Source organism: Gilliamella sp. W8136 (assembly GCF_016101285.1).
In the GTDB taxonomy this organism is placed as follows: domain Bacteria; phylum Pseudomonadota; class Gammaproteobacteria; order Enterobacterales; family Orbaceae; genus Gilliamella; species Gilliamella apicola_N.
The window spans coordinates 35,201-48,946 of sequence record NZ_JACFQU010000005.1; the positions used below are offsets into that span (position 1 = coordinate 35,201).

General features: G+C 34.6%; 13 protein-coding genes. 4 read left to right on the forward strand and 9 right to left on the reverse strand.

The window, feature by feature from the left end; translation table 11 throughout:
• Window positions 1-10 precede the first annotated feature (10 nt).
• From uvrB to H3T96_RS04045, 3 genes are all read right to left on the reverse strand, one after another.
• The gene (uvrB, locus tag H3T96_RS04035) at window positions 11-2,014 is read right to left on the reverse strand and encodes an excinuclease ABC subunit UvrB (RefSeq protein ID WP_086308959.1); all 2,004 of its coding nucleotides are present in this window, start codon (window positions 2,012-2,014) and stop codon (window positions 11-13) included.
• A gap of 395 nt (window positions 2,015-2,409) precedes the next feature.
• Window positions 2,410-3,870 carry a molybdate ABC transporter ATP-binding protein ModF gene (modF, locus tag H3T96_RS04040; RefSeq protein WP_144091682.1) on the reverse strand — a complete coding sequence of 487 codons (1,461 nt, stop codon included), beginning with the start codon at window positions 3,868-3,870 and terminating at the stop codon, window positions 2,410-2,412.
• A gap of 15 nt (window positions 3,871-3,885) precedes the next feature.
• Window positions 3,886-4,665: a TOBE domain-containing protein gene (locus H3T96_RS04045; protein WP_144091681.1), complete on the reverse strand. Its 780-nt coding sequence runs from the start codon at window positions 4,663-4,665 to the stop codon at window positions 3,886-3,888.
• Between the two features lie 370 nt (window positions 4,666-5,035).
• Between H3T96_RS04045 and modA the strand changes: the two genes are divergently transcribed.
• Genes modA through modC form a run of 3 tightly spaced genes read left to right on the forward strand, consistent with a single transcriptional unit; the run spans window position 5,036 to window position 7,189 of the window.
• Window positions 5,036-5,800: a molybdate ABC transporter substrate-binding protein gene (modA, locus tag H3T96_RS04050; protein WP_186279230.1), complete on the forward strand. Its 765-nt coding sequence runs from the start codon at window positions 5,036-5,038 to the stop codon at window positions 5,798-5,800.
• Window positions 5,801-5,812: 12 nt separating this feature from the next.
• Window positions 5,813-6,505: a molybdate ABC transporter permease subunit gene (modB, locus tag H3T96_RS04055; protein ID WP_144091679.1), complete on the forward strand. Its 693-nt coding sequence runs from the start codon at window positions 5,813-5,815 to the stop codon at window positions 6,503-6,505.
• Entirely contained in the window at window positions 6,506-7,189 is a 684-nt protein-coding gene (gene modC / locus H3T96_RS04060) for a molybdenum ABC transporter ATP-binding protein (RefSeq protein ID WP_144091678.1), read from the forward strand.
• Here the strand turns inward: modC and H3T96_RS04065 are convergent.
• From H3T96_RS04065 to H3T96_RS04080, 4 genes are all read right to left on the reverse strand, one after another.
• Complete coding sequence (locus tag H3T96_RS04065; protein ID WP_198248591.1) at window positions 7,168-7,920, reverse strand: UDP-2,3-diacylglucosamine diphosphatase; 753 nt, start codon at window positions 7,918-7,920, stop codon at window positions 7,168-7,170. The genes modC and H3T96_RS04065 overlap by 22 nt on opposite strands.
• The gene (ppiB, locus tag H3T96_RS04070) at window positions 7,913-8,404 is read right to left on the reverse strand and encodes a peptidylprolyl isomerase B (RefSeq protein WP_086327286.1); all 492 of its coding nucleotides are present in this window, start codon (window positions 8,402-8,404) and stop codon (window positions 7,913-7,915) included. Before ppiB ends, H3T96_RS04065 begins: the two co-directional genes overlap by 8 nt.
• 71 nt (window positions 8,405-8,475) lie before the next feature.
• On the reverse strand, window positions 8,476-9,327 hold the full coding sequence (gene folD / locus H3T96_RS04075) for a bifunctional methylenetetrahydrofolate dehydrogenase/methenyltetrahydrofolate cyclohydrolase FolD (protein WP_144091677.1): 852 nt from the start codon (window positions 9,325-9,327) through the stop codon (window positions 8,476-8,478).
• Between the two features lie 69 nt (window positions 9,328-9,396).
• Complete coding sequence (locus tag H3T96_RS04080) at window positions 9,397-10,086, reverse strand: DUF2884 family protein (protein WP_144091676.1); 690 nt, start codon at window positions 10,084-10,086, stop codon at window positions 9,397-9,399.
• 707 nt (window positions 10,087-10,793) lie between these two features.
• Between H3T96_RS04080 and H3T96_RS04085 the strand changes: the two genes are divergently transcribed.
• Window positions 10,794-11,060: a GrxA family glutaredoxin gene (locus H3T96_RS04085; protein ID WP_025314989.1), complete on the forward strand. Its 267-nt coding sequence runs from the start codon at window positions 10,794-10,796 to the stop codon at window positions 11,058-11,060.
• Window positions 11,061-11,113: 53 nt separating this feature from the next.
• Here H3T96_RS04085 and tsaB read toward each other — a convergent pair whose 3' ends face one another.
• Window positions 11,114-11,794 (reverse strand): tRNA (adenosine(37)-N6)-threonylcarbamoyltransferase complex dimerization subunit type 1 TsaB, encoded by a 681-nt coding sequence (gene tsaB, locus H3T96_RS04090; protein WP_144091675.1) that lies wholly within the window; start codon window positions 11,792-11,794, stop codon window positions 11,114-11,116.
• A 29-nt stretch (window positions 11,795-11,823) separates the two neighbouring features.
• On the reverse strand, window positions 11,824-13,728 hold the full coding sequence (locus H3T96_RS04095; protein WP_144091674.1) for an ATP-dependent DNA helicase: 1,905 nt from the start codon (window positions 13,726-13,728) through the stop codon (window positions 11,824-11,826).
• Window positions 13,729-13,746: the final 18 nt, after the last annotated feature.

Here is a 13,746-nt window from a genome sequence, read left to right on the forward strand (position 1 = left end):
CGATGATTAACTAAGATACTTTAATAAAATCTGCACGTAATTTTTTGATCTCGTCACGTAATACACCCGCTTTTTCAAACTCCAGATTTTGCGCAGCTTCGTACATCATTGCTTCAAGCTCTTTAACTCTTGCTTGTACATCTTTAACCGACACATAATTATACGGTTTATTTGGTTCAAACGCCTGTATTTTAGCTGTTGCTTTTTTAGTGCTCAATCCTGCGTCCAAAATATCTTTAATTTCTTTGCGTACTGATTTAGGTGTTATACCGTGATTAGTATTAAAATCCTGCTGCTTTTTACGGCGTCGAGCCGTTTCGTCAATCGTTTTCTGCATTGCGGGGGTAATTTTATCAGCATATAAAATTGCTTTCCCATTCACATTACGCGCTGCTCGACCAACGGTTTGAATCAATGAACTCTCAGAACGCAAAAAGCCTTCCCGATCAGCATCTAAAATGGCAACCAGTGAGACTTCAGGAATATCTAATCCTTCACGCAATAAGTTAATGCCCACTAATACATCGACTTTACCAAGACGTAAGTCACGAATTATTTCCATTCGTTCAACGGTATTGATATCTGAATGTAAATATTTAACATTCACATTATGTTCAGATAAATAATCCGTTAAGTTTTCTGACATTCGTTTAGTCAATGTAGTGACCAAAACTCGCTCATCCTTATTAATACGGAGTTTAATTTCCGATAAGAGATCATCCACTTGTGTCGCAACGGGTCTAACTTCGATAATGGGATCCAATAAACCTGTTGGCCTCACGACTTGTTCAATGATTTCGCCCCCAGATTTTTCAATTTCATAGGTCGCGGGTGTTGCCGATACGTATATCGTTTGTGGCATAATATTTTCGAATTCAGAAAACTTTAAAGGTCTATTATCTAACGCCGATGGTAAACGAAATCCATACTCAACCAGATTCAGTTTACGTGATCGGTCACCATTGTACATGGCTCCAAGCTGTGGAATGGCCACATGCGATTCGTCAATAAACAGTAACCCATCTGCTGGTAAATAATCAAATAACGTTGCAGGTGGATCGCCTGGATTACGCTGTGATAGAAAACGCGAATAATTTTCGATCCCCGAACAATAACCAAGCTCTGTCATCATCTCAATATCAAAGAGTGTACGTTGCGTTAATCGTTGCTCTTCTAAAAGGCGATTATTATCAAGAAGTACCTTTTGACGCTCTTTTAGTTCCTGCTTAATTTGTGCTATCGCATTGTCCATAATGTTTCTAGGTGTCACGTAGTGAGTTTTTGGATAGATGGTAATACGTGATACTTCATTCACAGCACTCCCCGTTAAAGGATCGAACATCACAATCCGATCAACTTCATCATCAAACAGCTCAACGCGCACCGCAAGTTCATCTGAGTCAGCAGGAAAAATATCAATCACATCGCCACGAACCCGAAACGTACCTCGGCTAAAACCAATTTCATTACGCGTATATTGTAGTTCAGCAAGACGGGTTAGGATTGCTCGTTGATCGGTTATCGTACCTTTAGTTAAATGCAATATCATTGACATATAGGTCTCAGGCGCACCTAATCCATAGATAGCGGACACGGAGGCAACGATCACAACATCACGACGTTCAAGTAATGATTTGGTTGCGGACAAACGCATTTGTTCAATGTGTTCATTAATCGATGCATCTTTTTCAATAAATGTATCGGTTGAAGGCACATAAGACTCTGGCTGATAATAGTCATAATAAGAAACAAAATACTCAACAGCGTTCTCAGGGAAAAAAGCTTTCATTTCACCGTATAATTGAGCTGCCAATGTTTTGTTTGGCGCAAGAATAATTGTCGGGCGATTATGATGGGCAATAACGTTTGCCATAGTGAACGTTTTACCCGATCCAGTTACACCTAATAATGTTTGATGTGCAATTCCATCATCAAGATTTTGATTAATCCTTTTTATTGCTTCTGGTTGATCCCCAGCAGGTTTGAATTCGGAACACAATTTAAATTTTTTCATTACATCGTAACCTAATATTTTACCTATTAATAAAAATTATCCCCAAAAAGGCTTGACCTTTTAAAATCTTATATTTTTTGTTCAGTTAACAAAAACGCTTATCAGATTAGTTCGGAAACAGCAGCTTGATTTAATATAACACATTGATAAATAACAATAATGTAAATCATGACTAACATGTGACCAAACCAACTTAAAACCTGATAGCTATTGGCTTCTGAGCTGTTTTCAATAAACTACTCACAGAGTTATCCACAGGCAACGGGGATAACTCTCTAAGTATAATTGCTATAAACTTTTTTCAAAGATCAAGCAAAAAATCCTTAATAAAAACACCTTTTTTTTTAAGGTTATTCCTATTTTTTAAATCGATTTTAATAGTTAAAAACTAATAACTAATTCAGTACTTCAAATTTATATTGATAGCTATGATCGAAGTTAGGCACAAATATTAATCGATGAGTGATGCATTTTGGAGCATCTTCCACATGATGAGATACAAATAACAGTTGTGTGTGCCCTTCCTCTATTAAGCGATCTATCCAACATTTTACTAACTCTCGATTAAGATGATCTAACCCTTGTAAAGGCTCATCTAAAATAAGTAGTGTTGGATGTTTAACCAATGCTCTTGCTATCAATATTAATCTTTGCTGTCCCCATGATAATGATTGAAAAGGCTTATCAGCATGATCTTTCAGACCCAATAGATGTAACCATTCATCAGCTAATTTCGCTTGCCTATCACTAGCGGCTTGATATACCCCAATCGAATCAAAATATCCAGAAATTAACACAGCTTTAACGCTGGAACTTACACGATAATCGAGATGCAAACTGCTGCTTACATAACCAATGTGCCGTTTAATATCCCAAATGGTTTCTCCGGAACCACGTCTGCGACCAAATAAAGTAAGATCATTACAATAACCTTGTGGATGATCCCCTGTTATTAAGCTCAATAGCGTGGATTTTCCTGCACCATTCGGCCCGACAATTTGCCAATTCTCATTGGCTTTTACCTGCCATGTTAATCCATTAATGATAAATTTATCATCGTATTGAATATAAACATTATTTAAGCTTACACGTTCTAATTGATCGGCTAATTGAATTGGTGGTTCGTCTGCTTCGGGTAACGGCATATTGGGCAGGTTTTCTAAATCTGCTAGTTGCTTAACTATTTCATCGTTTAATATGGTTGCTTTAGTTCCAAATTTCAATAGCTGACAATCTACAAGAAGACCAATATTTTCAATAAAGGTTGGAATTTCATTAAATCTATTCAAAACCAATACTATTGAAATGCCTTGTTTGGCTAATTGACCCAGTTTTTCTGCTAAATTTTCCCGCGATAAGATATCTAAACCATCAAACGGTTCGTCTAATATTAATAATTGAGGATTTAACATTAACATTCGACAGATGAGTGTTTTACGCGTTTCACCTGTGGAAAGATATTTAAATCGCCGATTTAACAGATGACTTATTCCAAATTGTTCTGCAAGTTTGAGACAAAGTTTTTCGTCTTTATTATTTTCTTGAATAATTTGTTGAGTGGTTAATCCTGTATCATTTTCACCTTCACTAAGCATATCGGTATTATTGCGTTGCCATTCCTCTTCAATTAACTTTTGTAACTGTTCAAACGAAATATAGGCTACGGATTCAAATTGATTAATCACTCGACCCGATAATAATTTTTGTTCGCCCGCAAGTGCTTTAGCTAGTACAGACTTTCCACTGCCATTACGGCCAACAAAAGCAATACTTTGTCCTGGACTGATAGTGAGTGATTCAATGGTGAAAACTTTATAGTCACTAATCTTGTAGTGAGCATTTTCAATGGTTAACATAATGACCTCGTTTTACTAAACTAATGTGGCAACAATAATATGCTGAGGATGAATTGATATTGTTAGCGGTTTATCTTTGTATAAATCATACTGCTTGACTTCTTGGGTTAATTTACTTGCATAAAGTTTTATACCCGATGGCAATGTAAATTCAATTTCAGTCCATTCACCATCGGTTTTTATGGTTTCAACCTTAACTGATAAACTATTTTCATTGGCATCATTTAACTCAATTAAGGGGGCTTTGATTAGCAGAAGTACCGTTTTATCCACACTTAGCTTTAATCTTTCAATACTTTGTTGAGTGATGTAACCTTTTAATTCTGTTTGGTTATCGCTTAATTTAACCGTAACATATCCGGCAACATGGTTTGTTTCAATGTGTTTAACACTACCATACAATTGATTTCGAGCACTGGTTTGTAATGATAATCTTGCGGTAGCTTTTAAAATATCATCTAGAGGTACATTATCATCATTTAATATATTAAAAGCGTTATGTTGTAAGTGGGTTAAAAGATCGTAAAGTTGAATAAATCTTACTGCATAGGAACTTAATTTAGTACCACCACCATTTTTACCACCAGTTGCGGTAATTAAAAAAGGCTTGGTTGTCAGTCTATTAATTTCACTTATTGCATCCCAAGCCGTTTTATAACTCAACCCTATTTGTTTGGCAGCTTGGCTTAATGAACCTGTTTTTTCAATGGCTTTGAGTAAAGCAATACGCCTTGGATCAATAAAGAGTTGTTGGTTCAAATTGAGTGTTAACAAAATATCGGGCGAGAGGATCATTTGTATACCTTGATAAACTTTAAAATAGCTCTATTAAAAAACAATTTAGGTATTGTAGACCCTTTTATTGCTTCCTACAAAATTTGTGAGAAATAATTCTTTCTTTGGCAAAGAAAATTGATAAATCAATTAGATAAATTCTATCCTAACAACCTTATTACCTAAGTGATACAAAATTAGATTTTTGCTAATGTATTTGTTTATTATCAATACGCTCGATTACATCGATATGTTTTATTTTATATAACGAAATGTTACTATGTTTTACACTATGATTCAGTTTTCATATTTTCTAAATAAAAAACATTGAGCATTAGTAAAATAATCATAACGTACATTATTAACTAATTACGATCAATTATCTTTGGTAGTGAGGAATAGAATGAAAAAAATCTCTATATTAATTTTTGCTTTAACGACTTTAATATTCACTTTTACAGCACAGGCACTTGAAAAAGTTACGGTATTTGCAGCTGCGTCATTAACGAATGCGATGCAAGATATCGCTTCAGAATATAAAGCAGATCATAAAAATGTTGAAGTCGTTTTTTCATTTGCTTCATCTTCGGTTTTAGCCAAGCAAATTCAACAAGGTGCTCCTGCCGATATTTTTATGTCGGCCGACCAAAAATGGATGACCTACCTTATTGAAAATAAATTAATTAAAGATAAAGAAGATTTACTCAAAAATGCATTAGTTTTGATTGCACCGGCACAATCAAAACTAGACAAAGTTGACATTAACATGAATACCAATTGGAATGAGATCCTTCCTAAAGGAGAAAGGATAGCAATAGGTGATCCCGATCATGTTCCAGCGGGGCTTTATGCTAAAGAGTCATTAACTCATTTAGGTGTATTTGACAAACTTGCACCACAATTTGCCCCTGCGAGTAATGTTCGTGATGCATTGATGTTGGTTGAACGTAATGAAGCAGCACTGGGTATTGTTTATAGTACTGATGCAAAAGTAAGTGATAAAGTAAAAATTGTTGGTATCTTTCCTACCGAAACTTTTACTTCTATTGAGTATCCCATTACTTTATTAAAACCAGAAGCAAACGATTTTTACCAATATTTAAAATCACCACAAGCAAAAATGATTTTTGAAAAATACGGATTTGTAACAAAATAGCAACGAATTATTATGATAATGACCGTATATGAATGGCAAACATTGCTACTTAGTCTAAAAATAGCTGGAGCAGCCATTTTATTTAGTTTGCCTATTGGTATTTTAACCGCTTGGATTTTAGCCAGATGTCAATTTTATGGGAAATCGCTTTTTGATAGCATTATACATTTGCCTTTAGTTTTACCGCCGGTAGTACTTGGTTATTTATTGCTATTAACGATGGGGCGTAACGGTATCATCGGTAATTGGTTAAACCACTATTTGAATATTAGCTTTAGTTTTAACTGGCAAGGTGCTGCATTAGCTTCTGCTGTGGTGGCTTTTCCATTACTGGTTCGCTCAATTCGTTTAGCAATAGAATCGATTGATTCACGTTTGGAAAATGTCGCACGGACATTAGGTGCAAACCCTTTACGAGTCTTTATGACAATCACACTGCCTTTGGCTTTTCCTGGTATTTTAATGGGCACAGTGCTAGGTTTCGCGCGTTGTCTTGGCGAATTTGGGGCTACTATTACATTTGTATCGAATATTCAAGGTGAAACGAGAACCCTCCCCCTGGCAATGTATACATTATTGCAAATGCCTAATGGAGAAAATGCAGCTTTAAGACTTTGCATTATTTCAATTGCGCTATCGTTGGTTGCGCTATTTTTATCAGAAATGTTAAACCGCTGGCATAAAAGGAAATTATTGGAACAATAAATGATGATAAATATAGATGTTATTAAACAATTGGCCACTTTTTCCTTTGAATTCAAGCAAACCATTCCCTGTCAAGGTGTGACAGCTATTTTAGGTGTTTCAGGTGCGGGAAAATCAACATTAATAAACTTAATAAATGGTTTGATTAAACCGGATCAAGGCAAAATTTCACTCAATAATGTGACATTAGTTGCCACTAAACAAAATATCTTTGTTCCCCCAGAACAAAGGAATATTGGTACTGTTTTTCAAGATGCTTTACTTTTTCCTCACTTGAGAGTATTAAAGAATCTCACTTATGGTGCAAAGAAGATTAATCAACAAAAATTCAATGAAATTATTGAAGTACTCAACGTTAACCACTTATTAAAACGCTACCCGGCGATGTTATCTGGTGGTGAAAAACAACGAGTGGCAATTGGTCGGGCGTTATTAACCAATCCCCAATTATTATTAATGGATGAGCCATTATCGGCATTAGATATGCCAAGAAAAAAAGAGCTATTAAGCTACATTGATATATTAGTTAACGAGTTAAAAATGCCGATCATTTATGTCACTCATAATATTAATGAAGTTAAACGTATAGCGAACTATGTGGTTATTTTAGAACAGGGAAAATTACTGGCTCATGGGGAAACTCAAAACATTTTACAAAGTGATTATTTAAAAGAGTGGTTATAAAGCTGCAACGTATCACAATTACTGTCTTGTTTAATGTAAGATACGCCATCATGCCAAGCACCTAATACCAATCGACTAGCAGGTTTACCATCAATTAAAAATTGATGTGTCGCTGGCTTATGTGTATGACCATGTACCATAATATTGGCATTATATTTACTCATCATCTTTTCAACAGCTTGTTGATTCACATCCATAATACTTTCTGATTTAATTTGATTGTGTAAACTACTCTTTTGTCGCAATTTGCCTGCAATCTTTAAACGAATAAACAGCGGAAGTTTCAAGAAAAGTTTTTGTAACCATTTTTTATGCATGATCTTACGAAATTTTTGATACTGTGGATCATCCGTGCATAATAAGTCACCATGTAAAAAGAGGATATTACTATATGAATTAGGTAAACAGTTAATATCCGCTAAAATCGTCATATTACATGATTTAGCATATCTTTCGCCTAATAGGAAATCGCGGTTACCATGAACAAAATAGGTTTTAATTTGACGTTCTGTTAGTGATCGCAACGCAAGTGAAATTTGTTGATGTAACTTTGAATCCACATCATCACCTATCCAGTAGTCAAATAAATCACCAAGAATATAGAGTTCACAGCAATCAGGTAGGCTCTCTAAGAAAGATAAAAAGCCTGCGGTTATATTAAAATAACCTGAAGCAGGCTCATTATCCGTTAGATGAATATCGGCAATAAAATAACGAATTGAATTATTCAACCGTTACACTCTTAATGATTACATCTTCAACAGGCACATCTGAATGCATACCACTGCGCCCTGTTTTTACTTCTTTAATTTTATCAACCACGTCCATACCATCAACCACTTGCGCAAAAACACAATAACCATAACCATTAATGTCTGATGAACGATAATTTAAATAATCATTATCAACGACATTAATAAAAAATTGCGCAGTAGCAGAATGAGGATCGGATGTGCGAGCCATGGCTAAAGTACCACGATTATTTTTCAAGCCATTATCCGCTTCGTTTTTGATCGGAGCCTTGGTTTTTTTCTGCTTCATACCAGGTTCAAAACCACCGCCTTGAATCATAAAATTATTAATGACGCGATGGAAGATCGTATTGTTGTAGAAACCTTCTTGGCAATATTCAACAAAATTTTTAACTGTTTCTGGCGCTTTATCGTCAAAAGTATCAATTTTTATATCACCTAAAGAAGTGTGAAATATAATCATAAAATGTTCCTTATTATTTGCATTTTTTAACTTACACTTACAAATCAAAAACTAAAAGAATGATTCTCTATTTATTTGCCAAATTTTTCACATGCTTCAAGCGTGTTACTCATTAACATTGCAACCGTCATAGGACCAACACCACCAGGAACTGGAGTTATCCAACCTGCACGTTCAACGGCGGTTTCAAATTCAACATCCCCAGCGAGTTTACCGTCGGGTAATCGATTGATACCGACATCAATCACAATAGCCCCTGGTTTGATCCATTCACCTTTAACATAATTGGCAATACCAACGCCTGCAACAACAATATCAGCATTGCTGACATGTTTAGCTAAATCCACGGTACGACTATGAGTAATCGTTGTTGTGCAACCTAGTAATAAAAGCTCAAGTGCCATAGGGCGACCAACAATACTTGAAGCTCCCACAACGGTGGCATTTAATCCAGCTAAATTAATACCCGTTGATTCTAACATTTTAACCACACCATAAGGGGTACATGGACGTAAAAGCGGATCTCGTTGTAGTAAATGACCAATATTATAGGGATGAAAACCATCAACATCTTTACTAGGATGTATACGTTCAAGGACTTTAGTTTTATCAATATTATCTGGTAAAGGAAGCTGAACTAAAATACCATGGACATCATCACGTTGATTAAGTTTATCAATAAGAGTTAATAACTCTTCTGTTGTGGAAGTGGGAAAATCATAAGAAAAAGAAGCAAATCCGACATCATCACAGGCCTTTTGCTTATTTCTAACATAAATTTTTGAGGCTGGATCTGACCCCACCTGCACTACAGCAAGCCCTGGAACAGATAATCCTTTTTCAATTCGTTGTTTTACCTTATTAGCAATATCATCTCTGATTTGCTTCGCTAAAAATTTTCCATCAATAATATTGGCTGTCATAAACTTGTGCATCTTCAACTGGATTGATAATAGTGAGTTATTTTCGCAAAAGTTTTTATTAATGTCTATTCACTTATAAGTTGATTGGTTAAGTTGAGTTAATATTTGTTGATATTGACCATCAATATCAGTGATAACGGAACAAATATGAGCATCAAAAGCTTTTAGTTTAGGCTTCTGAGCTTTCCATTCATTTTTTGAGATCTGTTTTATTGCGCCATAATTTTTAAAAAAATCAAAATTTATAATGCTACCCCCTACTACATTATAAAAAATATGCGTACCTATATCCTCACCATCTTTTTTTAAATTATTAAAATTTTGGTAATAAAATTGAGTATTACCACTTTCTGATGTTATAGATTTATGGAGTAATTTGACTAATCTTTTATATAATTTATTTAACTCACGATGCAGTTCATTATCGTTACCTAATTTATTTTTTATCGCATTTTCAAATGTTATTTTAACTTCTGATAAAAGGCTTAATGCTTCTTGTTCCAATTTTGGTAATTGTCGTCGCAAATCTGTCTGTAATTTTTGGGTTTGTTTTTCGAGGGGAGGTTGCAGTAAAACGGTTTTTTCATTAAATACTACTTCTCCGTTAGATTTGATCATTAAATCATTTTTTTTATTGAAAATATGAACACTTTCTTTGGTTATTGCGATGTTATAGCTTGGTTTAACTGGGCACTCTTTTTGAGCGGCAAATAATGTGGCGGGAAAAATGATTACCATCAATAATAATTTCTTTAACATATCTGTATCCAGTTTTTTTATTAAAATAAATTATAGCGGTTGATTCTCAATTAATATAATAAAAAATCTTTATTATGTCATTACAGTTTATCTGTAGTTTATTAGAGTATTTTTTAAGTGTAAGTAGCAATAAACTTGTTAATAAAAGATATTATTCATCTATTCTTATCAAGGTTGCTTAAATTACTTATCTAAAGCATTTTTTATTTAACCATTTTTAAAGATATTTTTAGATCGTCATAGAGTGTGCGTTACAATCTCTCACCAAACGAACCCAATACAGTTGATGAATGAAGTTGCCAAGCATATATATCTAATTTATACTGAAACGTATAGTTAACCTGAAACTTTTTTACAACAATTAAAAATTTTTTGAAGATTCAACTCCACTCATTAGTTTTATTTTAGTTGTACCGTTTTGATAATTTTTTTTAACCAATAGGTTATGTACTATTTCATTTTTATAAAAGTCTAATAATAGGATATAAAAAATTTCAGGTTACGGAACGTTATAATGAATTAACCCAATAAATACTACGAAAAAAAGAAACATATTAAAGTTATCTCTTTTACAGACGATCTTTATAATGAACTCATAGTATCAATAGATATAATCTATTAAAACAACTATATTTAACTGCTTTTTTTTCTAAAAAGGTCAAGTATAGTATCTATATATTCAAAAAATAATTTATCAGAGGTGAAAAATGTATACTGTAATTTTTGGTCGTCAAGGTTGTCCATATTGTGTTCGAGCTAAAGAGTTAGCTGAAAAACTGTCTAAAGAACGTGATGATTTTTCTTATCGTTATATCGATATTAATGCTGAAGGCATTACTAAAGAAGATCTTTCTAAAAGTGTTGGCAAACCAGTAGAAACAGTTCCTCAAATTTTTATTGATGAAAAGCCAATTGGCGGTTGCACTGATTTTGAAGCTTATGCTAAGGAGCATTTAGGACTATTTAGCGAGTAAGCGATCATAGTTTTTTGAGATTCATTTAGCCACCATTAGGTGGCTTTTTGTTTTTAACGGCCAGACAGTTTTTGCCATGTAACTTCATTACGCAAATAGGTTGGCTCAGCATTTTCAACACTAACCCATTCATTTTTTTGCCACTTCTTATTGGCTATGACAATTAAATCCTGAGCATGTGGTAACAAAATATCGCTTGTGTGAATATTTTTCAGCATATCTGGATAAGTTTGCCATCCAGTACCAGCACTATAACTATCATTACGAATATCTTGAACTTTATCAATTACTTTTTCTGGCGCAATGACACACTCTGGAATAATTGCTTGCCAATGGTCATCAATGTATTGATATTGACCTAAATAGACTTCATTCATTCTGGCATCTATCGCAGGAATAACATTTGTTATCTGTTTGGTACGATATACCCCCTGAGCTAATGTCATTAAGGTTGAAACCCCTATCATTGGTTTATCAATACCGAGTGCTAATCCTTGCGCTACACCTATACCAATTCTAACACCAGTAAAACTACCAGGACCTGCCCCAAAGGCTACAGCATCTACCTGAGAAAGTGAGCAATCCGATTGTTTTAAAAGATTGTCAATCATAGGTAAGATCTGCTTAGTATGATCACGGGCAGAAATTTTAAAATCATATGTGATTTCATTACAATAGAGTAATGCAACAGAGCAAGCTTCTGTAGCGGTATCAATGGCTAAAATAGTACTCATTTTTTTCCCAAAATAATTTATTTTTGTAATTAACTTTTAGCTAATAAAAAATTTATCACCTTATTTATATCACGTGTCCTTGGCGAAGGTGGCAAGCTATTAATAAATGTTGCACCATAAGCTCGCATCACTAATCGATTATCACAAATGATAATTGCACCTCGATCGTTATGGTGGCGTATCAATCGCCCAACACCTTGTTTTAATGTAATTACAGCTTCAGGTAATTGAACTTCATTAAATGCATCGCCCCCTTGCATTTGACAATCTTCCATACGGGCTTTAATTAGAGGATCATCTGGCGACGTAAAAGGTAATTTATCTATGATAACACATGAGAGGGTGTCTCCCCTAACATCAATACCTTCCCAAAAGCTACTGGTCGCAATCAGTAATGCATTACCTTTATGAATAAATTGCTCCAACAATTTAACTTTACTGGTTTCGCCTTGAACCAATACCGGCAAAGTAGTTAATTCTCGAAATTGTTTGGCTAGTGCATTCATCATTGCATAGGAAGTGCATAAAAAGAAACAACGCCCTTGATTAGCTTCAATAACAGGCAAAAGAATATCGATTAATTTCTGTGCATTCCCTTGTTCATTTGGTGAAGGAATATAGCGTGGAACACACATAATAGTTTGATTTTCATAATCAAATGGACTTTCTAGAATGAGCGACTCTGCATTATCTAAGCCTAAACGTTTAGTAAAATAGTCCAATCGATTATCAACCGATAGTGTTGCAGAAGTAAAAATCCAACTTCCATCACGTTCAGCAATCAATTGAGTGAATTTGTCAGCTACTGATAATGGAGTCAAAGCAAAAACAAAATAGTTATTAGTGCTTTCATACCAATAACTAAAGCCTGTTATATTTGTCTGCTGTAATCGACTCAAAAGAGCATGGTATTGATTTATTCTTTCAAAACAATTATCTAAAGTTGATGATCGTCCCACAGCTAGTAATAAAACTTCATGACAAAAGTTTAAAGCATCAACCAGATAAGATAACTCATTTTTTACTGCTTTTTGATTGAATAAATAGCGTAAGTTCCCTTTTGGTGATTGTTGGCTGATGACTAATCGTAGATCTTGTGTGCATTTTTGAAGTTTATCCGCACATTGCTGTAATTGTGCCATATCTTTTACTTCAGTGCGATAAACAAGATTGATCTCTTTAGCCAGATCGAACAATTGCCGACTGGTTAACTGTTGGCCAAAGTAGTGACAAGCTAGATCGGGTAACTGGTGCGCTTCATCAAAAATCATGACATCCGCTTTAGGAATAAGTTCTCCAAACCCCGTGTCTTTTACCACTACATCCGCTAAAAAAAGATGATGATTCACCACGACAACATCTGCGTTCAATGCTCGCTTACGCGCTTTGACAACATAGCAATCATTGTAATGTTCGCAGTCACTCCCTAAACAATTATCGTTAGTACTGGTTAAAATTGACCAAACAGGATTGTCTTCAGTTACAGTTGTACATTTACTAATATCACCATCTTTAGTTTTAATTGACCAATTTTTAACTCGAACAAGATCGACGCGTAAATCTTTATCAAGATCGCCTGCGCCTGCATATTGATGATACAACCGCTCTAAACAAAGATAATTAGCTCGCCCCTTAAGGAGTGATATTTTTCCTGTGTAATTAAGGGCTTTTTTTATAATAGGTAGATCTTTACTAAAGAGTTGTTCTTGTAAATTTTTCGATCCCGTTGAAAGAATTGTTTTTTTCTCACTACGCAAAGCTGGCACTAAATAAGCAAATGTTTTGCCTGTTCCGGTTCCCGCTTCCACCACCAGAGAATGTTGGTCTTTTATCGATTCAGAAACTTTAATCGCCATATTGCGCTGAGGCTCTCTTGCCACAAATCCATCAATAGCTTTAGCAAGCAAGCCGTTCTCTGAAAAATCATCAATCACTTAAAATGCACCAAATTA